This is a genomic window from Rubrivivax albus (assembly GCF_004016515.1).
Taxonomy (GTDB): Bacteria; Pseudomonadota; Gammaproteobacteria; order Burkholderiales; family Burkholderiaceae_C; genus Rubrivivax; species Rubrivivax albus.
Genome location: NZ_SACT01000006.1, coordinates 51,258 through 71,717 on the forward strand (window position 1 = coordinate 51,258; position 20,460 = coordinate 71,717).

Genomic DNA, 20,460 nt, shown 5'->3' on the forward strand with positions numbered 1-20,460 from the left:
AGAGGCCCCGTATGCAGATCCACTTCCATGGCGCCACCGACTGCGTCACCGGCTCCCGCCACCTCGTCGACATCGGCGGCACCCGCATCGGCCTGGACTGCGGGCTGTTCCAGGGTTTCAAGGTGCTGCGCGAGCGCAACTGGGCCGAGCCGCCGTCCGACCTGCTGGCCGCCGATGCCTTCGTGCTCAGCCACGCCCACCTGGACCACAGCGGCTGGTTGCCGGTGCTCGTCAAGCACGGCTGGAAGGGGCCGGTGTACGCATCGCCGGCCACCATCGACCTGGCCCAGGTGCTGCTGCTGGATGCCGCCCACCTGAACGAGGAGGATGCGCGCCGCGCCAACCGCTACGGCTACAGCAAGCACGAGAAGGCGCTGCCGCTGTACACGCGCAAGGAGGCGCACCGCGCGCTGGCGCTGCTCAAGCCCCTGCGCCCCGGCCAGCTGCAGCGCGTGGGCGGGGCCACGTTGACGCTGTCCCCGGTGGGCCACCTGCTCGGCGCCTGCGCCGTGCGCGTGGAAGGCGGCGGCGAATCGCTGCTGTTCTCCGGCGACGTCGGCCGCAGCGACGACCTGCTGATGCCACCACCGGCCGCGGCTCCGGGCGCCGACGTGCTGCTGGTCGAATCCACCTACGGCAACCGCCGTCACCCCCAGACCGACGTGGCGGCGGAACTCGGCGCCATCGTGCGCGACACCATCGGCCGCGGCGGCAGCGTGCTGCTGCCGTCCTTCGCGGTCGGCCGGGCGCAGGCGCTGCTGCTGGCCATCCAGCGGCTCAAGGCCGCCGGCGAGATCCCGCACAAGCTGCCGGTGTTCCTGGACAGCCCGATGGCCATCGCCGCCACCGAGCTCTACCGGCGCCATGCCCGCCTGCTGCGCATCCCGGCGCGCGAGTCCCGCACGCTGATGGACACCGTGCACGCGGTGGAGACGGCCCAGCAGTCGATGCGGCTGACGCGCATGCGCTACCCGGCCATCGTCATCAGCGCCAGCGGCATGGCCACCGGCGGGCGCGTGCTCCACCACCTCAAGCACCTGGCGCCCGACCCGCGCAACCACCTGGTGTTCGCCGGTTTCCAGGTCGGCGGCAGCCGCGGTGCGCGCATCGTCGCCGGCGAGCCGGAGGTCAAGATCCACGGCGAGTACGTGCCTGTACGTGCCCAGGTCAGCCAGCTCGAGGGCTTCAGCGGCCATGCCGACGCCGACGGCCTGCTGGCCTGGCTGCGCACGATGCCGGCCGCACCGAAGCAGACCTTCGTCGTGCACGGCGAACCCGATGCCGCCGACACCCTGCGCCACCGCATCCAGGACGAACTGCGCTGGCGGGTGCGTGTGCCGCAGCACGGCGAGACGGTCCGCGCCTGATGCCGCCGGACCTGCCACCGGACGTGCTGGGTGGCTCGGTGGCACTGGGCGCGGGGCTGCTGATCGGCCTGGAGCGTGAGCGCCGCAAGGGCCGCGGCGCCGGGCGGCAGGCCGCCGGCATCCGCAGCTTCACGCTGGCGGCGCTGGCCGGCGCGCTGGCGCAGGGCCTGCAGCAGCCGACCCTGGTGGCGCTGGCCGGCGCCGTGATCGTGGTGCTGTCGGCCCTGGCCTACTGGCGCAGCCCGCGCAACGACCCCGGCCTGACCACCGAACTGGCGCTGTTCGTCACCTTCCTGATCGGCGTGCTGGCCATGCGCCAGCCGGCCTGGGGCGCGGGGGCGGCCGCCATCGTGGCCGGCCTGCTGGCCGCGCGCGAGCGTCTGCACCGCTTCGCGACCCGCGCGATGAGCGAAGGCGAACTGCACGACGCGCTGCTGCTGGCGGCACTGGTGCTGGTGGTGCTGCCGCTGACGCCCGCCGAGCCCATCGCGGGGCTGGGCGGGCTGGTGCCGCGCACGCTGGTGCTGCTGGCGGTGCTGATCCTGGCCTTGCAGGGTGCCGGCCATGTGGCCGGGCGCTGGCTGGGCCCGCGGGCCGGGCCGCTGCTGGCCGGACTGCTGTCGGGCTTCGTCTCGAGCACCGCCACGGTGGCCTCGATGGGCACGCGCGTGCGAGCCGAGCCGGCCAGGCGCGCGGCCTGGGAGGGCGGTGCCATGATGTCCACCGCCGCCACCTGGGTGCAGGTCGTGGTGATGCTGCTGGCGGTGGCGCCGACGCTGGCCCTTCGCGTGGCGCCGGCCGCGGCGGCCGGCGCGGGAGTGGCGGCCCTCACGGGCCTCTGGCGTGGTCGGCAATCGCCACCTGACGCCCCGTCGCCCGCCGGTCCGCGACCCCGCGTCCCCGCGCCTGACCGGGCAGGACCGTTGCGCGTGCGCGCCGCGCTGATCGTGGCCTTGCTGCTCGTGGGTGTGGCCCTGCTGGTGCGTGGCGCGCAGGCGCTGATGGGTGACACCGGTGTGCTGGCCGGCGCGGCACTGGGTGCCCTGGCCGACGCCCATGCGGCGGTCGCGTCGCTGGGCACGCTCCAGACCTCGGGCCGCATCGACAGCGCACTGGCCCTTGGCGGTGTGCTGATGGCCGTGGCCACCAACAGCGTGACGCGGGTGGTCGCCGCAGGGGTGGCCGGCGGTGCGGCCTATGCGCGCCGCGTGGGTCTGTCGCTGCTGGCCTCGGGTGCAGCGGCCGGCGCGGTCATGGCGCTGCTGCCAGGTGCCGCGCCATGAGTCTCGACCTGTTCCTGCGGGTGCTGGCCCTGTGCGTCGCCCTGGCGGGCGTGGAGACCCTGCACGGCATCGCCCGTACCGTGCTGCTGGCACCGCGCATCGGAAAGGCGCGCGCCGTGCAGCTCAGCGTGGTGTCCGGCACGCTGCTCGCCTTCGGCGTGTGCGCCCTGCTCGTGCCCGGGATCGGGCTTCAGGGGGCCCGTCAGCACCTCATCCTGGGGCTGGCGCTCGCCGCCTTCATGGCCACCTTCGACATGGCCTTCGGCCGCCTGGTGCTGCGCCTGAAGTGGCGCCGCATCCTGCAGGACTTCAACCCGGCCAGCGGCAACTACCTGACCCTTGGCCTGGTGGCGCTGATCGGCCTGCCGTGGCTGGTCTGGGCGATGACCCACCACACCGCGTGACGGGACCGGCGCATCGCCACCCTGCAGACGCGCAGCGTCTGCCGAGGCGGTCGAGCCCGAGGGTCTGGTCTGAGCGACGCCTGACCAGGCACGCGGGTGCCGAGGGGTGGGCTGCGGTCTAATACGCCCATCGCCCTTCGAAGCCCCTGCGGCACACCGACCATGCTCTCCGGCAAGCGCGTCCTCGTCACGCAGTGCGCGGACTTCATGGGCCCCGCGCTTTGCGAGGTCCTGGCCGAACAGGGCGCCGAGGTCGTGTGCAGCGAGCGTGCCCTGTCCGAGCCCGGCGATGCCGAGGCGGTCGTGCGGGACGCCGGCGGCATCGACGTGCTCGTGGCCAACCTGGCGTTGAAGGCACCGTCCACACCGGTCGATGCCGTGGACGACGCCGAGTGGCGCGAGGTGTTCGCGGCCCTGGTCGACCCGCTGCCGCGGCTGGTGCGCGCCGCCGTGCCTGGCATGCGCCAGCGTGGCGGGGGCAGGATCCTCGTCATCGGCAGCGCGTCGGCATTGCGCGGCATGAAGCGGGCGTCGACCTACAGCGCCGCGCGGGGCGCGCAGCTGGCCTACGTGCAGGCGACGGGCGTGGAACTGGCGCCGCTGAAGATCCAGGTCAACGCCATCGCGCAGAACTTCGTCGACAACCCCACCTACTTCCCGCCCGCGGTGCAGGCCAACCCACGCTTCCAGGAACGGCTGGCCCGCGAGGTGCCGCTGGGCCGGCTGGTCACGGCACACGAGGACGCGATGTTCGCCGCCTACCTGTGCAGCGATGCCGCCGGCTGCTTCGTCGGCCAGGTCTTCCCCGTCTGTGGGGGGTGGGCCGTACGGTGAGCGCGCGGTCCCGTATGCTCCGCTCGCCACGACCTTGGCGCCCACCCGATGTCGACATGCCGCGGACGACACCTTCCCTTACCGGTCTCCTGCTGACCCTGGCCGCCGCAGCCGCGCTCGGTGCCTGCACGTCGCGCCAGCTCTACGCCGCCGGCCAGCAATGGCAGGCCAACGAGTGCCGCAAGCTGCCACAGCCCGAACAGCCGCGCTGCCGGGCCAGCAACGCCCTGAGCTTCGAGGACTACCAGCGCGAAGCCGCAGCGGCGCGCGCCGCGCAGTGAAGGCCTGGCCCGCCGTGCCGGATTGCCCGGGCTGACGCGCGGACGGAGACCCCCGGATGTCCTCTGGCGGCAACTGGAAGGAGCTGTTCAATGCCGCCGTGGCGGGCGACCTGGACGTGGTGCGCTACCACGTGCAGCACGGCGTTGACATCGACTACGCGCACCCCGAGTTCCTGTCCACGCCGCTGGTGGCCTGCATCCTGGCCGGGCAGGAAGCGGCAGCGCACCTGCTGCTGGACAGCGGCGCGCAGGTCGACCTGGCCTCGGAATTCGACGGCATGAACCCGCTGCAGGCCGCGCGCCATGCCGGCCTGGCGGGGCTGGAGGCACGGCTGCTGGCGATGGGGGCCACGGCGCCGAAAGCGCCAGCGGCGACAGCGGTGCAACGGCCGCCATGGTGGCGCCGACTGTGGACGCCGCAGCGTTCGGCTTGACGATGGCGGCGCCCGACCCTGCCCCGGACGATGAACGGACACGGAGGCCATCCATGCGTTCCACCGCGCTCGCTGCGCTGCTGAGTGCCACCCTCCTGCTGCCAGCGGCGGCATCAGCGGCGCCGCCCTCCTACGCCGAGTCAGGGCAGGCCACACGCGCGGTGGCCGAGCCCTACTTCGACGCCTACATGGCCCGCCAATGGGACCGTCTGGCGCCCTTGCTGGCCGAGAACGGAGGCTTCGAGGACCCCACGGCGGCCCTTGTTTTCGGGCCCGTGAAACAGCAAGGTAAGGCGGCCACGCTGAAGAACTTTCGCGAAGGCTATGCCGCCATCCGGCACATGGCCTTCCAGCCTTCACGCGTGTTCTATGCCGGCGAACATGCCGTCTTCGAAGGCACGCTGGACTGGACGCTCGCGCTGGCCGATGGCCAGCAGGCGGTGACCACAGGCATGCCCTTCATCACCGTGCTGCGCGTCGTCGACGGCCTGGTGGTGGAGCACCGGGACTATGCCGACTACGCGCCTTTCCTGGAGGCCGTGAAGGCGGCCAAAGCGCCAACGGCGCCGTCGCGTTAGTGCGGTGGCCAGCTGATGTTGGTCTGATCGTCAGAGCACGTGCCAGCCGACCCGCGCATGGCAAGGTCTGCTGACAGTCGACGTCGCGCGTGGCTGTTACCGACGCACCCTCGTCGTCCCGGCACCAGTCCGCATTGACGGCATGGCTGCGGTCACTGCCGCTTCGTGCGAGGGTCTCTTCGGACTGCTCGCGGCAAGGAGCTGACTTCGCGATCGACCGCTTGCCGGGAAGCTCTTATTTAGCGGCACTACTGCTCCCGGCCGCTTGCCTTCCTGAAGTCTCGCGGCGATACCCCGTAGCGGCGCCTGAACTGTTCCCCGAAGTTCGACAGCGCCGCGAAGCCGCATTCCTGCGCGATCTGCGAGACAGGGGCCCTGCTCTCCATCAGGCATAGCGCGGCCCAGCTGCATCGGGCGTCGTTGAGGTACTCGATGAATCCCTTGCCCACCTCGCGGCGGAAGAAGCGCGCGAAGGCCGCCGGCGTCACGTGCGCCAGCGCGGCCGCCTGCTCGACACGAAGTTCCTCACCAAGATGGTTCTCGACCCAGGCCAACACCGGGTCGATGCGCCGCGCCGCGCGATCCGTGCCGCCCTCACCGGGCCCGGTGTCGCAGGCCAAGGGACGGAGGTCGGCCTGGCCCTCCAGCAACACACCGAGCAATTCGACGAACGCACCCACGCGCCGCGCTCCAACGGCCGCCCTTATCCGCAGCAGCAGCGAGACAGCGGCATCGCGGGTCGCCCCCTGTAAATGCAGTCCGCGGCGCGCCTGCAACATGAGCGGCGCAACGCCCGAAAGCTCTGGCAGGCCGGTACGCCGGGCCCATTCGGCCGGAAACTGCAAGACGGTGGCGTGGCAACCGCCAGGACGGTCCTCGCCCCGCGATGCCCAGGTGTGCACCACGTCGCGGCCCAGCAGAACCAGGTCACCGTCGAAGAAGGGCTCGACACTGTCACCCACCCAGCGCAAGCCCTGTCCACGCTCGATCCAGGTCAGCTCGGCATGGCCATGCCGGTGCAGTCCGGCCCGAAAGGCGTTCAGTTCCAGGTGCAGGCAGCGAAGCGACTCTTGAGGATGGACGACCCTCTCGCGGCTGATGCGCATCGAGTAGCTCGGGTCTTCCCGAGTCGTGGCGGTTGAAAAACCGTCAGTATGCGCCCGGCAGACGGCTGCGACCTCCGACCGGCGCCGGCAGACTGCCCGGCTTCAACGATGCCTTCGCCGCGGATGGAGAAGGCCCTGGAGATCGTCCGCACGATGAACACCGACTGGTGGCGCGGCGCCACTCTCTATCAGATCTACCCACGCAGCTTCGCGGACGCCAACGGCGACGGCATTGGAGACCTCGCGGGCATCACACGGCGGCTGCCGTACGTGGCCTCGCTGGGGGTCGACGGGATATGGATCTCGCCGTTCTTCACGAGCCCCATGCGCGACTTCGGCTACGACGTGTCCGACCACCGTGGCGTGGACGCGCGCTTCGGCACCTTGGCCGACTTCGATGCGCTGATCGCCGAGGCCCACCGGCTGGGCATGAAGGTGTTGATCGACCAGGTCTGGAGCCACACGGCGGCCGAGCACCCCTGGTTCCAGGAAAGCCGCGCCAGCCGTGACAACGCCAAGGCCGACTGGTACGTGTGGGCCGACGCCCGCGAGGACGGCACGCCGCCCAACAACTGGCTCAGCTGGATGGGCGGGCCCGCCTGGCGCTGGGAGCCTCGCCGCCGTCAGTACCACCTGCACCACTTCCTGCCGCAGATGCCGGATCTGAACTTCCACTGCCCGGCGGTGCAGGAGGCGGTGCTGGACGTCGCGCGCTTCTGGCTCGACCGAGGCGTGGACGGCTTCCGGCTGGACACGGCCAACCTCTACGCCCACGACCCACTCCTGCGCGACAACCCACCGGCGCGCCCGGGCCATCGTGGCGACAGCCCCGTGCTGATGCAAGACCACGTACACACCATGGACCAGCCGGCGTCGCTGGCCTTCCTGCAGCGCCTGCGCAAGGTGATGAACACCTACCCAGGGCGCATGACGGTGGGCGAGATCGGCGGTGCCGACGCGCTGGCCACGATGCGGGCCTACACGCGGGGCCACTCCGCGTTGCACACCGCCTACTCTTTCGCCTTCCTCGGGGTTCGACCCGATGCCGCTGCCGTGGCTCGGCAGCTCGCACCTTGGGCCGACGGCGAAGGCTGGCCGTCCTGGGCCTTCTCCAACCACGACGCACCGCGCGTCGCCACGCGCTGGCGCGACGGCGCGGCGGCCAGCTTCGGTTTCGGCGGCGGTGTGGACGGCGCAACCTCCGCCGGCGTTGACGCGGGCCCGGGCCCGCTGACCTGGATGGCCCTGCTGATGGCCCTGCGCGGCACGGTCTTCGTGTACCAGGGCGAGGAACTCGGCCTGCCGCAGAGCGAGGTGCCCTTCGAGCGCCTGCAGGACCCCTACGGCATCGCCAACTGGCCGGCCAGCCCCGGCCGCGACGGTTGCCGAACGCCCATGCCGTGGGTGCTCGACGCACCGCACGCCGGATTCGGCGCGGCCGAGCCCTGGCTGCCGGTCGATCCGGCGCATGTCTCGCGGGCGGTGGACCGGCAGGAGCCCGATCCGGACTCGATGCTGAACCGGACCCGCGCCCTGATCCGCCTGCGACAGCAGCAGCCGGCTCTGCGCCACGGCGCCTGCGAAGTGCTGCGCGCACAGGGCCCGGTGCTGGTGCTGCGCCGCGGTCATGGCCTTGACGGCGTGATCGCCCTGTTCAACCTGGGGGCTGATGCCGTCCCCGCGCCGCCAGGGCTGCCTGCCACGGTGTTCGATGCCACACACACCCTTTGGGCCAGCGAAGCCAGCCTTTCGGCCGACCGCCTGCTGCCCGCCGGCGCGGCGGCCTTCTACCGCGCCGAAGCCTGAGCCCGACCCGCCTGAACAAGCCCGCAACCCATGACCGACCTCGACACCCCCTATTCGCTCGCCTCCGCGCAGATCGCGCAGTTCCGGCGCGACGGCTTCATCAAGCTCAAGCACGTGCTGTCGCCCGAGACGCTGGTCCACTTCGGCAACGAGATCACGCGCCTCACGATCGAGCTCAACACCGAGCAGCGTCCACTGGAGGAGCGCAGCACCTACAACCGAGCCTTCCTGCAGGTGATGAATCTGTGGGAGCAGAGCCCGCTGGTGGCGCGCTTCGTGATGGGCCAGAGGCTTGGCCGGCTGGCCGCCGATCTGCTGGAGGTGGAGGGCGTGCGGCTGTACCACGACCAGTCGCTCTACAAGGAGCCCGGCGGCGGCATCACACCGGCCCATGCCGACCAGTACTACTGGCCGCTGGCGAGTGATCGCACCATCACCGCCTGGATCCCGCTGCAGCCGGTGCCGGCCGACATGGGGCCACTGGGCTTCTACGTCGGCAGCCAGGGCGTGGCCTTCGGGCGCGACTTGGGCATCTCCGACGAGAGCGAGGCGAAGATCAGCGAGAACATGGCACGGCACGGCTTCGTCTTCGAGGCGGGCCCCTTCGATCTCGGCGAGGTCAGCTTCCACCTCGGCTGGACCTTCCACAAGGCCGGCGCCAACCGCAGCGACCGCCCGCGCTCGGTGATGACCGTGATCTACATGGACGCCGCGATGCGGCTGGTGTCGGCGCTCAACGTCGTGCAGGCCAACGACCGCGACCAGTGGTGCCCTGGCGCGCGCGAAGGCGAGGTCATCGCCACACGCAAGAACCCGGTGGTGTGGCACAGGGGATGAGCCTGGCCACGCTCGCAGCCCGGGGCGCCATCGCGCTGGGCGATGGTCGCTTCGTCGTCGACACGATCGAGGTCGACCCGCCCGGGCCAGGCGAGGTGCGGGTGCGCCTCGCCGCCGCGGGGTTGTGCCACACCGACCACCAGTCGCTGGGCTGGCCGGGGCCTCTGGTGATGGGCCACGAAGGCGCGGGCGTGATCGAGGCGCTGGGCGAGGGGGTCGAGCACCTGGCCCTAGGCCAGCGCGTGCTGCTGAACTGGGCCATCCCATGTGGCCGTTGCGTGCGTTGCGCTGCGGGCGAAGGCCACCTGTGCGATCGCACGCACGGCGTCGATCCCAGCCTGGGCCGATCCGACGCCGCCGAAGGTGGCACCCGCTGGCTCGGTCGCCCGATCGGCCGCGCGTTCCGCCTGGGTACCCTCAGCGAACTGACGGTGGTTCGTGCGGAGGCCCTCACGCGGATTCCCGCGGCGCTGCCGTTGCACCACGCCTGCATCCTGGGCTGCGGCGTGATGACCGGCGTCGGCTCGGTGATCCACAGCGCCAAGGTGCAGCCTGGCGACAGCGTGGCCGTGATCGGCTGCGGCGGCGTCGGGCTGTCGGTGATCCAGGGTGCGCGCATCGCCGGGGTCGGTCGCATCGTGGCAGTGGACCGCCGTGCCGAAGGCCTGGAACGGGCGCGGGCCTTCGGCGCCACCGACACCGTGGGCGTGCACGAAGACGACGTCGAACTGCGACAGGCTGCGGCCGCGGTGCGACTGCTCACCGGCGGGCGCGGCGTGGACCACGCCTTCGAGGCCACCGGCGTCGACCGGCTGGCCTTTGCCCCGCTGCGCTTCGTGCGCCACGGCGGCACCGCGCTGCAGGTGTCGGGTACGCGCGGGGCAGCCAGCGTCGACCCGGTCGACTTCTGGTGGGACAAGCGCTACCTCGTGCCGTTGTATGGCGGCTGCCAGCCGGACCGTGACTTCCCGCAGCTTGCGCGCTGGGCGCTGGACGGCCGGCTCGACCTTCAACGCATGGTCACGCGCCGCTACGGCCTGGACGCATTGCCGCAAGCCATGGACGACCTGCTCTCGGGGCGCAACATTAAGGGCGTGATCGAGTTCGGGGATGTGGCATGAGCCAGGACACGGCACATCCGTTCCGCACGATCGAGGTCTCGGACCCCACACTCGCACCCGAGGGGCTGGTGTTCGTCACCGTCAAGAGCGCGGCCCTCGGACAGCGCGCGGACCTCACGCTGTTCGTGCCCCGCCAGGCCGGTGGCCTCGGCGGCGTGCCGATCGTCATCCTGCTGCACGGCGTCTACGGCTCGCACTGGGCCTGGGCGTTCAAGGGCGGCGCCCACCGCACGGCGCAGCGCCTCATCGATGCCGGTGACATCCCACCGTTGGTGCTGGCCATGCCCAGCGACGGCCTGTGGGGCGACGGCTCGGGCTACGTTCGTCACGCGGCGCAGGACTTCGAGCGCTGGATCGTCGACGAGGTGCCTGCTGCCGCGTCTGCGGCGCTGGGCGTTTGCGACCGGCACTCCCCGCTGGCCATCGCCGGCCTGAGCATGGGCGGCTTCGCGGCGCTGCGACTGGTCGGCCGCCACCCGGGGCGCTTCGTGGCTGCGTCCGGACTGTCGTCGGTCACCGAAGTCGAACAGCTCGACGCCCTGATCGAAGAGCGCCGCGACGGGTGGGCGGGCGAGGCGTTCGACCGGCGGGTGCTGGATGCATTGCAGCAGGCTGGCGCGCCGCTGCCGGCCCTGCGCCTGCTGTGCGGTACCGAAGACCGCCTGCTCGATGCGAACCGTGCGCTGCACGGGGGGTTGCAAGCAGCCGGCATTGCGCATCAGTACGCCGAAATCCCCGGGGGCCATGACTGGGCGTTCTGGAGCCGGCATCTCGAAGACACGCTGCGCTTCCTGGCGCGGGAGATCGCACGATGAACCTCAAGCTGCCAAGCCCGCGTGACGGCACGCCGAACATCACATGGCACCACTTCGCCCGTGCGGCAGTGCTGGCGTTGCTGACCCTGCTGCTGGGCACCGCCGTTCGAGCGGCCGCGCCGCCCGTGGACGCCTTGGAGCCGCCGCACTGGTGGGTGGGCATGGCGGAACCACGGCTGCAGCTGCTGGCCTACGGGCCCGATATTGCCCGCGCCCGGGTCACCGTGCGCGGTGCCGGTCTGGTGCTGGAGCGCGTGCAGCGCACCGACAGTCCGCATCACCTCTTCCTGCACCTGCGCGTGGCCGACGGCGCATGGGCCGGCGAGCGCCTCATCGTATTCGAGCGCGACGGCCAGCGCCACACCGTGGCCTACGTCCTGAAGAACCGCGAGCCCGGCTCGGCCCAGAGGCGCGGCTTCGACGGGCGCGACGTGCTGCTCAACCTGATGCCCGACCGATTCGCCAACGGCAACCCGGCCAACGACATCGTGCCGGGCCTGGGCGACCCCGTCGACCGCAGCGCGCCGGGCGGCCGCCACGGTGGCGACCTTCAGGGCGTGATCGACCGGCTGGACTACATCGCCGGCATGGGCTTCACCGCGATCTGGATGACCCCGGTGCTCGAGAACCGCCAGCCAGCCTACTCGTACCATGGCTACGCCGCAACCGACCTGTACCGCGTCGACCCGCGCCTGGGCACGGTGGACGACTACCGCCGCCTCGCGCAGGAGGCGCGCCGCCGCGGCATCGGTATCGTGCACGACGCGGTGCCCAACCACATCGGTAGCGGCCACCGCTGGTACGCGCAGCCGCCCGCCGCCGACTGGCTCAACTCCGCGCCACCGGGCGCGCCCTTGACCAACCACGCGCGCACCACCGTGCGGGACCCCTACGCCGCGCCGGCCGACCGCGAGCGCTTCAACCGCGGCTGGTTCGCGCCCACGATGCCCGACCTGAACACCACCCATGCGCTGCTGGCGCAGTACCTGGTGCAGAACACGCTCTGGTGGATCGAGGAAATCGGCCTCATGGGCCTGCGCGTGGACACCTGGGGCTATTCCGACCCCGCCTTCCTGTCGCAGTGGGCGGCACGCCTGCGGCAGGAGTACCCACGCCTGGGCATCGTGGGCGAGGAGTGGAGCCTGAACCCGCTGGTCGTGAGCGCCTGGCAGGCTGGCAACCCGCTGTTCGGTACGCCGGGGGCAGGTGCGCCGCGGCGCCTGCCGGCCGACGACGTGCGGCCCACCTTGCCCAGCCTGATGGACTTCCCGCTGCACGACACGCTGCGCCGCGCGCTGGTCGAGGGCGAGTCGTTCGGCACCGGCTGGGTGCGGCTGTACGACTTCATGGTCAATGACCGCCTGTATGCCGATCCGGCGAGCCTGGTGCTGTTCGACGGCAATCACGATGTGCCACGGCTCGCGGCGGCGCTGGCCGGCGACCCGGCGCTGCAGCGCATGGCGCTGGCCTTCGTGCTGACCACGCGGCGCATACCGCAGCTGTACTACGGCGTCGAGGTCATGCTGGACAGCCCGAAGACGCACGACGCCTTCGACCGTTTCCGGGTGGACTTCCCCGGCGGCTGGCCCGACGACACCGCCGATGCGGTGAGGGGCCGCGGCCTGAGCCCCGAGCAGGCCGCGCTGCAGGCGTGGCTGCGCCGCCTGATGCTGTGGCGGCAGAGCCAGCCGGCCTTGCACCGCGGGGAGCTCACGCACTTCACGCCCGAGGACGGCACCTACGTGTTCGCGCGCCACCTGGCGGGCAGCCCCACAGTGCTGGTGGCCTTCAACAAGGCCAACGAGTCGCGCCGGCTGCCGACCGCGCGTTTCGCGCCGGTGCTGCCGCCGGGTGCCAGCGCCACCGACATCCACACCGGCGAGCGGCTCGAGCTGGCCGAGGCGCTGACGCTGCCGCCGCGTTCGGTGCGCGTGCTGGCGGTGCAGACTCGACCCTGAGCGGGTGCAAAACCGAAGTGCCCGATGTGTTCGCACGATTCGACGCCATGACATTCACCCGCCGCCACGCCCTTGCCCTGCCGCTGACCGCGCCGCTGTGGCTTTCCGCCTGCGCGCAGCCCAGCCCCGGTGCTGCCCCAGCCATGCCCACCGTGCGCCACGGCCGGCTTGAGCGGCTGCCGACCCCCGCCTCGCGCCACGTGGACCCGCGGCCGGTGGACGTGTGGCTGCCGCCCGGCTACGACGGCTCCCGCCCGCACGCGGTGCTCTACATGCACGACGGCCAGATGCTGTTCGATCCCACCACCACCTGGAACCGGAAGGCTTGGGAGGTGGACCGCATGGCGGCGCCACTGCTAGCGGCCGGGCAGCTGCGCGACTTCATCGTGGTGGGGCCCTGGAACAACGGCAAGCAGCGCTTCGCCGAGTACTTTCCGCAGGCCTGGCTGGCGCACCTCGACGGGCCCTGGCGGCAGACGCTGGCCGAGCGCGCGCTGCAGGGCCCGCCGCGCAGCGACGCCTACCTGCGCTTCCTGGTCGAGGAGCTCAAGCCGGCCATCGACGCCCGCTACGCCACGCGCTGCGAGCGCGAACACACTTTCCTGGCGGGTTCCAGCATGGGCGGCCTCATCAGCCTGTATGGCGTGTGCGAATACCCGCAAGTGTTCGGCGGCGCGGCCTGCTTGAGCACGCACTGGATCGGCGGCTACGAGCGCAACGACGTGGTGCCCGCCGCCGCACGGCGCTACCTGAGAGAGAAGCTGCCTGTGCCCGAGACCGTGCGCCTGTGGATGGACCGCGGCGACCAGACGCTGGACGCGCTGTACGACCAGGCCCAGGCACGGGTGGACGCGCTGATGGCCGAGAAGGGCTTCGCGCCGCCGCGTTTCGTGAGCCGGGTTTACGCAGGCACAGGCCACGAAGAGCCGGCTTGGCGCGACCGCTTGCCCGATGTCCTCACCTTCCTGTTGCAGCCATGGCACACCCCCTGATTTCAAGCCAGCTGGCCGCTGGCCTGCTCTGGTCGTGCGGCCTGGCCTTCGCGGCAGGACCGGACCCGTCGAGCCTGACCCTCCACGTGGACCCCTTCATCGGTACCGACGGCACCGGCCATGTCACGCCCGGCGCCACCGTGCCCTTCGGCATGGTGTTCCCGGCGCCCGACAACGCCGACCGCGGCTGGAGCTACAGCGCTGGCTACCAGTTCCGCAACTTGCGCATCCTGGGCTTCTCGAATACCCACCACAGCGGCGCCGGCATTCCCGAGCTGGGCGACGTGCTGCTGCAGCCGCGCAGCGGCTGGCACTGGACAGCCGACACCACCGACTTCAGCGCCGCCAAGTCGGCCGAGCGCGCACACCCCGGCTTCTACGCCGTGAGGCTGGCCGCGCATGGCGTGGACGTGGCGCTGACCGCCACGCCCAAGGTGGCGCTGCACCGCTACCGCTTCGACCGTCCCGGCCGCGTGCAGGTGCTGGTGGACCTGCAGCACGGCCTGCACTACGTGGAGGGCTCGGCCGCGCTGGCCGCCGAGGTGACGCCCCGCGACGACGGCCTGCAGGGCACGGTGTGGCGGCGCAACTGGGTGGAGCGCCAGCTCTCGTTCGTCGTGCAGTTCGACCACCCGGTGCTGCGCCGGCATACGCTGCCGGCCCGCGCCGGCGAGAAGGCGCCGCGCGTCCTGTTGGACTTCGACCTCGGTGAGGCGCGCGTGCTCGAAGCCCGCATCGCGCTGTCCACCGTGGACGAGGCCGGTGCACTGGGCAACCTGAAGACGGCCGCCGGTCAACGCTTCGACACCGTGCGCGACGCCGCCGACGCGGACTGGGAGCGCCTGCTCGCGCGTATCCGCATCGAGGGCGACGCGCGCACGAAGCGCCTCTTCTACTCGGCGCTGTACCGCACGCTGCAGCACCCGAGCGACATCGCCGACGCCGACGGCCGCGTGCGCGGCCCGCGCGGCGAGGTGATGGCGGCGCCCGGCGGCGTCTACTACTCGACGCTGAGCCTGTGGGACACCTTCCGTGCTTCGCACCCGCTGTTCACGCTGGTCGTGCCCGAGCGCGTGCCCGGCTTCGTGAACACGATGTTGGCGCACCACCGGCAGATGGGCTGGCTGCCGCTGTGGACGAGCTGGGGCCGCGAGACCTACTGCATGATCGGCAATCCCGCGCTGCCGGTCATCGCCGATGCGTTGGCCAAGGGCTTCGATGCCGGCGGCGCCATCGACGCTGAAGCCGCACTGCAGGCCATGGTCGAGACCAGCACCCGCGAGCGTCCCGATGCCCCCGAGTGGGCGCAGCGCAGCTGGCAGGTGCTGGAGCGCTATGGCTACCTGCCGTTCGACATCCAGACCGGCGAGTCGGCCAGCAAGACGGCCGAATGGGGCTACGGCGACGCCGCCGTGGCGGCGGTGGCCGAGCGGCTCGGGCGCACCGAGCTGTCCGGGCGCTTCCGCGAACGATCGCGCAGCTGGCGCCAGCTGTTCGACGACGACACCCGCACGCTGCGCGGCAAGGACAGCCAGGGCCGCTGGCGCACGCCATTCGACCCGGTGATGGCGACCTCGCCGCTGCGCAACCCCGGCGATTACACCGAGGCCAACGCCTGGCAGTACACCGCGACACCCGCCCTGCACGACATTGAGGGCTTCCGCGATCGCCTGGGCGGCAAGCAGGCACTGGAGGCCTGGCTGGACCACTTCTTCAGCCTGCCGGTGCCCAACCCCGACAAGCACCTGGGGCAGGAGGCGCTGATCGGCCAGTACGCCCACGGCAACGAGCCCAGCCACCACATCACCTGGCTGTACGCATACACCGACGCGCCGGAGAAGGGCCAGCGTCTGCGGGAGCAGATCGTGCAGCGCTTCTACGGTATCGGACCCGCGGGCCTCACGGGCAACGACGACGTCGGACAGATGAGCGCCTGGCTCGTGTTCGCGATGCTGGGCTTCTACCCGGCCGAGCCATTCAGCGGCGAATACGTGCTGGGCCGCCCCATGGTGACGGCGGCCGAGCTGCACCTGGGGCCTGATCGCGTGCTGCGCATCGGCGGACGTGGCATGCGCCCTCCAGGGCCGGGCGCCGAGAGGCCTTCCAACAGGGTCTCGCACCGTGAACTGACTGCGGGTGGAATCTTGCGCTTTCGCTGAGCAGGTGCGCAGCGGGCTGGCGGCTGTCGCCGACGTCAGCATCGACGTCGACGGCCGGTACGGGGCCGCCGGCGCCTAAGCCACCGGTCAAATTCAGGGGAGCCAGGCACCTCGCGCGGCTGCGCACGCCGTGCCAAGCCCAGCCGCCAGCGGTCCCGGCACGTGATCACTCCACCTGCAATCCCAGCAACTCGGCGCTGCGGCGGGGGTTCACCAGGTTGACCCGGCCACGACGCTCGGCACCTTGCAGCAGCGCGTCGCGCACCTGCGCCACCGTGAGCTGCGGGTTCAGGGCGAAGTACTTGGCCGCGGCGTTCGCCACCTGCGGGCTGGCCATGCTGGTGCCACTGAACTTCACCCGGGCACCGCCGGGCAACACGCTGTCGACCTCGAATCCGTTGGCGTGCAGCACCACGGTCTTGCCGAAGGTGGAGAAGCTGGTCTCGTCGCCCGCCTGGTCAACCGCGCCCACCGTCAGCAGGTTGGGCAGTTGCAGGCCGGCCGGGATGTACTCGTCGAAGTCGGCGTTGTTGTCCTCGTTGCCCGAACCGGCGATGAACAGGATCTCGGGCGCAGAGGCGATGGCCTCGCGCAGCGCCGTGCGCTCGATGTCGAACAGGCGCCGCGCGAGCACCTTGCGTTCCTCTGGCGTGGCGCCCACGTTGTGCCAAGCCAGCATGGCCTCGAAGGCGCCGACGCCGTAGCGCCAGCTCATGTTCACCACACGCAGCTTCTGGTCCTTGAACGCCTGCACCGTGGCGCGGTAGCCGTCGGCGGCGCGCCGCGACATCTCCTCGCTCGGACGCACGGGCTCGCTGCGGTGCTCCCACAGCTGCGTGGCGGCGAACACCCGCGCGAAGGGGTTGCCGGCCACCGCGATACCGGCGACGTGCGTGCCGTGGGCATAGAGGCTGGCCAGGCCCACGTCCTCCTGGAAGGCCTTGACCTGGTCGGGCTGGAGCGTGGCCACCACCTGCTTGAGCCGACCGGCGTCCTCGGTGTCGAGCGCCGAGCGCAGGTCCATCGCGCCCTTGAGCAACTGCTGAAGCTGCGGCCAGCGCGCCTGGGCATCGCCCAGCGGGCGCAGCAGCGCCGTGCTGGGGCGCGACTCGCGGTCGAAGGCGATGCCGCGGCCCGGCGTGGGCTTGAACAGCGCGAGGTCGACGCCGCTGTCCCAGATGCCGATGCCGACCTCGGCCGCGCGCGCCGTGGCCGGGATGGCGAAGGTGCGGGGCGTCCACAGGTCCGGCTTGGCGGCCACCGGGGCCTGGCGGTCGATCACGGCCTGCAGGCCGGCGACGATCTCGGCGCGCACGGGGGCGAGGTGGTCGAGCATCAGCCGTGCGTCGATGATGGCCACGGCCAGGTTCTCGGGCACGGCGCGGTTCATGTTGGTGGCCATCACGTCCACCTGCTGCTTGAACGCACCGAGGGTGACCGCCGGGTTCAGCAGTTCGAACTGGCCCTTGGTGGCCTTGATCTGGTCACCGGCGACCGCCCAGTCCAGCGCGCCGTAGCGCCGTTCCACCTCGGCGCGCACCCAGGCGGCGTCGCGGCGGCCCGACTGCTGATCGGCGACGAGCGTGGCCAGCACCCCGGTGGTGGCGCGCGGGCCGGGCTTGTCCTGCAGCGACTTCAGCCGCTCGACGAAGGCCGGCACGGCCGACCATTCACCCCGGAACTGCGCCAGTGAGAGCAAGCCTCCGTGGTACGCGCGCAGCGTGGTCGCATCTTGGATATCGAAGCGCTCGAGATCGCCGCGCAGGTTGGCCTCGATCTGCGCAGCCAGAGGCGCCAGGTCCTCGCGTGGGCCGGAAAGGTATTCGCTGGGCAGCTTCGCCAGCGTGATCGTGCGGCGTGGAAGCTGCTCGCTCGAGGTGACGATGGTGCGGGTGGCGCCGGACGGGGCCGGCGCTTCGGCCAGTGCCACCGATGCGCACAAGGTGAGCAGCGAGGCCAGGGCGATGACGTGGAACTTCGGGAGCATGGATCGTCCTCCAGGACTGCGGGGGTTGAGCAACCCGTGCAGTGTCGTGAGGCCGGACTGCGCCGGATCATCGGCGAGACGAATGGGCCGGCCAATGGCATGAACCTGCGGCGAACGTGGACGAACGGGCCGCCGGCCATCGAACCGGCGGCCCGGCTCGTCGCTCTTCCCGGCAACCGCGCTCACAGGCAAAGGCAACACTTGGTGGCCAGCGCCTTCGCGAGCAGATCGTGCGGCGCTTCCACGGCACGCGTCCGTTGGGACTGGCGGGAAACGACGACGTCGCGCAGGTCAGCGGCTGGATCCTGTTCGCGATCCTGGGCTTCGATCCGGCCGTGCCCTCCAGCGGCGATGACGTGCTGGGGCGCCAGATGGCGGACGCGGCAGTCCTGCGAGTGATCGACCGCGGCACGATGGGACGGCCCTGTCCTCACCGGGCCTGCGATTCAGCACGCCCTGCTGGCCGCCGGCGGAACCCTGTCCTCCCGTTGACTTCGCATGAGGCCAAAGGACAGATTCCGAGGCCCTACGGTGCCTCAAGTGAGCCCGTTCCAGCCGCCGTGCTAACGACGCCCTCGCGACTCTGTCCATTCCGCTCCACCATCTCAGTGTCTGCTTTGCGGCGGTCAGGCCGGGGCCTTGAACGTCGACTCAGGGTCGACAACCGCCATTCGTTCCAGCTGAACCGAAAACAGCGATCAGGCTGAAGCAGTCCCCGGATCGGCAGGCCCAGACTTTGGCAACCGTACCGCCACCCGCTGGGGCAACGACTCCGCAGGTGCGGCGGCGTTCTCCCGCCCCAAGGCTCAGGTGAACTCCCGCTCCCGCAGCCACTTCGTCGCCACCCACTTCTCGCCTGCCACCACCGGCCCGCCGCCGTGCAGCGTGCGCGTGCTGGCGTGCGCCCGGTCGTAGCTGAAGAAAACGGCGTTGCCCTTGATGGCGGCCACTTCCAGCGCCACGTCGGGGAAGGTGGTGGCACCGCCGCGTTCGGGCGTGTTCAGGTACATCACCAGCGTGCCCACGCGCTGGCCGCCGCGGGCGAGCACCGCCGCCGTGCCCGAGTGCTTGGGGTCGAAGTAGTCGTGGTGTGGCCGGTATTCCGCCCCCGGCCGATAGTGCAGCACCTGCAGGCCCTCGCCCCAGGCCACGGGCCAGTTCAGCAGCGTGGCGATGCGCTGTTCGATGCGCTGGATCAGCGGCGACTCGCCGCGGCCGAAGAACATGCCGTCGCTGGTGCGCGCGGCGTTCACTTCACTGCCGCCGGTGGTGTTGACCACGGTCTCCGACCGCGCCAGGCGCGGGCGTGACTCCTCGATCAACGCATCGCACTCGGCATCGCTGAGCAGGCCGCCGAACAGCACCACACGCGGCAGCTTCATGGCCAGCAGCACGCGCACCGGATGGCCGGCGACGTCGATCACCGTCACGCCGTCGCCGATGGCCGGCTCCGGCACCGGGCCGCTGGGTGGCAGCAGCACCGGCTGGCCGGTTTCCTGCTGGATCTGCTGCAGCGCCTGCAGCGCGGCGGCATCGGCCCAGCCGCTGCTACGCATGGCGGCCAGCACGTCCTCGGCGCGGCAGCCGGCGGCCAATTGGGCGCGCAGCCACTGGCGCAGGTCGTCGGTGATGTGCTGGGCGTGGGCGGTGGCGCTCATGGTCTCGCTCCGGGCTTGCTGCGGGATCAGGCGGGTTCAGACGGGCTCAGGTCGGGCTCTGGCGGCGGAACACCAGCCGGTCGGGCGTGGACACGGCCGACGCGTAAGCGTAGCCCTCGGCATCGAAGCTGCACAGGTCTTCCGGCCGCTGCAGGCGGTGCACGATGGCGTGTCGGGCCATCAGCCCGCGCGCCCGCTTGGCAAAGAAGCTCACGACCTTCCAGCCGCCGGCCTTGCCTTCCTCGAACACGCACTCCACCACACGCGCCTTCAGGGCCTTGCGGTCCGCGGCGCGGAAGTACTCCTGCGACGCGAGGTTGACCACCACAGGCGCCTTGTCGCCGCGCTGGCAGCGGTTGAGGTGCTCGGCGATCCGGTCGCCCCAGTAGCCATAGAGGTCCCTGGCGCCGGGCGTGGCCAGCTTCGTGCCCATTTCCAGCCTGTAGGGCTGCAGCCGGTCCAGCGGGCGCAGCGCGCCGTAGAGGCCGGAGAGGATGACCACGTGGTCCTGCGCCCAGGCCAGGTCGTCGACGCCAAGCGTCTTCGCGTCCAGCCCGCCGTAGACGTCGCCGTCGAAGGCCAGCGCGGCGGGCTTGCTGTTGCGCGTGGTGAAGGTCCGCCGCCAGGTGCAGTAGCGGGCCACGTTCAGCTGCGCCAGCGGGTCGGACAGCGACATCAGCGACGCCACGTCGGCGGGTGACTTGGCCTTCAGCACGTCGATCAGCGCGGCGGCCTCGTCGACGAAGGCCGGCCGCGTGGCCAGGGCCTCGACGGCCGGCGACGTGGGGGTCTCGTAATCCAGGCTCTTGGCAGGGGACAGCAGGAACAGCATCGGCGGTC

General features: G+C 71.3%; 19 protein-coding genes. 15 read left to right on the forward strand and 4 right to left on the reverse strand.

Annotated features, from left to right (window positions below):
* The first annotated feature begins 11 nt into the window (after positions 1-11).
* The 7 genes from ENE75_RS16910 to ENE75_RS16940 all read left to right on the forward strand — a co-directional run bounded on the left by ENE75_RS16910 (position 12) and on the right by ENE75_RS16940 (position 5,181).
* Positions 12-1,367, forward strand: a complete 1,356-nt coding sequence (locus tag ENE75_RS16910) for an MBL fold metallo-hydrolase RNA specificity domain-containing protein (protein WP_128199514.1) — start codon at positions 12-14, stop codon at positions 1,365-1,367.
* On the forward strand, positions 1,367-2,650 hold the full coding sequence (locus ENE75_RS16915) for a DUF4010 domain-containing protein (RefSeq protein WP_128199515.1): 1,284 nt from the start codon (positions 1,367-1,369) through the stop codon (positions 2,648-2,650). Before ENE75_RS16910 ends, ENE75_RS16915 begins: the two co-directional genes overlap by 1 nt.
* Positions 2,647-3,054, forward strand: coding sequence for a hypothetical protein (locus ENE75_RS16920; RefSeq protein WP_128199516.1), 408 nt, complete (start codon positions 2,647-2,649; stop codon positions 3,052-3,054). The genes ENE75_RS16915 and ENE75_RS16920 overlap by 4 nt, the downstream gene beginning before the upstream one ends.
* 162 nt (positions 3,055-3,216) lie before the next feature.
* On the forward strand, positions 3,217-3,888 hold the full coding sequence (locus tag ENE75_RS16925) for an SDR family oxidoreductase (RefSeq protein ID WP_128199517.1): 672 nt from the start codon (positions 3,217-3,219) through the stop codon (positions 3,886-3,888).
* A 56-nt stretch (positions 3,889-3,944) separates the two neighbouring features.
* Positions 3,945-4,169 (forward strand): hypothetical protein, encoded by a 225-nt coding sequence (locus ENE75_RS16930; RefSeq protein WP_128199518.1) that lies wholly within the window; start codon positions 3,945-3,947, stop codon positions 4,167-4,169.
* A gap of 56 nt (positions 4,170-4,225) precedes the next feature.
* Complete coding sequence (locus ENE75_RS16935) at positions 4,226-4,603, forward strand: ankyrin repeat domain-containing protein (protein ID WP_128199519.1); 378 nt, start codon at positions 4,226-4,228, stop codon at positions 4,601-4,603.
* A 53-nt stretch (positions 4,604-4,656) separates the two neighbouring features.
* The gene (locus ENE75_RS16940; RefSeq protein WP_158288984.1) at positions 4,657-5,181 is read left to right on the forward strand and encodes a nuclear transport factor 2 family protein; all 525 of its coding nucleotides are present in this window, start codon (positions 4,657-4,659) and stop codon (positions 5,179-5,181) included.
* A gap of 248 nt (positions 5,182-5,429) precedes the next feature.
* Here the strand turns inward: ENE75_RS16940 and ENE75_RS16945 are convergent, their stop codons facing one another.
* The gene (locus tag ENE75_RS16945; RefSeq protein WP_128199521.1) at positions 5,430-6,287 is read right to left on the reverse strand and encodes an AraC family transcriptional regulator; all 858 of its coding nucleotides are present in this window, start codon (positions 6,285-6,287) and stop codon (positions 5,430-5,432) included.
* 108 nt (positions 6,288-6,395) lie between these two features.
* Here ENE75_RS16945 and ENE75_RS16950 point away from each other — a divergent pair, with 108 nt between their 5' ends.
* The 7 genes from ENE75_RS16950 (at position 6,396) to ENE75_RS16980 (ending at position 15,975) form a co-directional block, all read left to right on the forward strand.
* A complete protein-coding gene (locus ENE75_RS16950) occupies positions 6,396-8,093 on the forward strand; it encodes an alpha-amylase family glycosyl hydrolase (protein WP_233259138.1) in 1,698 nt (565 codons plus the stop codon).
* Between the two features lie 30 nt (positions 8,094-8,123).
* On the forward strand, positions 8,124-8,930 hold the full coding sequence (locus ENE75_RS16955) for a phytanoyl-CoA dioxygenase family protein (RefSeq protein ID WP_128199523.1): 807 nt from the start codon (positions 8,124-8,126) through the stop codon (positions 8,928-8,930).
* Positions 8,927-10,051, forward strand: a complete 1,125-nt coding sequence (locus tag ENE75_RS16960; protein WP_128199524.1) for an alcohol dehydrogenase catalytic domain-containing protein — start codon at positions 8,927-8,929, stop codon at positions 10,049-10,051. The genes ENE75_RS16955 and ENE75_RS16960 overlap by 4 nt, the downstream gene beginning before the upstream one ends.
* A gap of 68 nt (positions 10,052-10,119) precedes the next feature.
* Positions 10,120-10,866: an alpha/beta hydrolase gene (locus tag ENE75_RS16965; protein WP_199232335.1), complete on the forward strand. Its 747-nt coding sequence runs from the start codon at positions 10,120-10,122 to the stop codon at positions 10,864-10,866.
* Positions 10,863-12,824, forward strand: a complete 1,962-nt coding sequence (locus ENE75_RS16970; protein ID WP_128199526.1) for an alpha-amylase family glycosyl hydrolase — start codon at positions 10,863-10,865, stop codon at positions 12,822-12,824. The genes ENE75_RS16965 and ENE75_RS16970 overlap by 4 nt, the downstream gene beginning before the upstream one ends.
* 47 nt (positions 12,825-12,871) lie before the next feature.
* Positions 12,872-13,816 carry an alpha/beta hydrolase gene (locus ENE75_RS16975; RefSeq protein ID WP_199232336.1) on the forward strand — a complete coding sequence of 315 codons (945 nt, stop codon included), beginning with the start codon at positions 12,872-12,874 and terminating at the stop codon, positions 13,814-13,816.
* Positions 13,801-15,975 carry a GH92 family glycosyl hydrolase gene (locus ENE75_RS16980; protein ID WP_128199527.1) on the forward strand — a complete coding sequence of 725 codons (2,175 nt, stop codon included), beginning with the start codon at positions 13,801-13,803 and terminating at the stop codon, positions 15,973-15,975. Before ENE75_RS16975 ends, ENE75_RS16980 begins: the two co-directional genes overlap by 16 nt.
* 166 nt (positions 15,976-16,141) lie before the next feature.
* On the opposite strand, the gene ENE75_RS16985 is transcribed toward ENE75_RS16980, so the two are convergent.
* Positions 16,142-17,962, reverse strand: coding sequence for a S8 family serine peptidase (locus ENE75_RS16985; protein WP_128199528.1), 1,821 nt, complete (start codon positions 17,960-17,962; stop codon positions 16,142-16,144).
* 116 nt (positions 17,963-18,078) lie between these two features.
* On the opposite strand from ENE75_RS16985, the gene ENE75_RS25805 reads away from it, so the two are divergent.
* Positions 18,079-18,669, forward strand: a complete 591-nt coding sequence (locus ENE75_RS25805; protein WP_128199529.1) for a glycoside hydrolase domain-containing protein — start codon at positions 18,079-18,081, stop codon at positions 18,667-18,669.
* A gap of 99 nt (positions 18,670-18,768) precedes the next feature.
* On the opposite strand, the gene ENE75_RS16995 is transcribed toward ENE75_RS25805, so the two are convergent.
* Both ENE75_RS16995 and yaaA read right to left on the reverse strand, forming a co-directional pair.
* Positions 18,769-19,620 (reverse strand): 2OG-Fe(II) oxygenase, encoded by an 852-nt coding sequence (locus tag ENE75_RS16995; RefSeq protein ID WP_128199530.1) that lies wholly within the window; start codon positions 19,618-19,620, stop codon positions 18,769-18,771.
* 46 nt (positions 19,621-19,666) lie between these two features.
* Entirely contained in the window at positions 19,667-20,452 is a 786-nt protein-coding gene (yaaA, locus tag ENE75_RS17000) for a peroxide stress protein YaaA (RefSeq protein ID WP_128199531.1), read from the reverse strand.
* Positions 20,453-20,460: the final 8 nt, after the last annotated feature.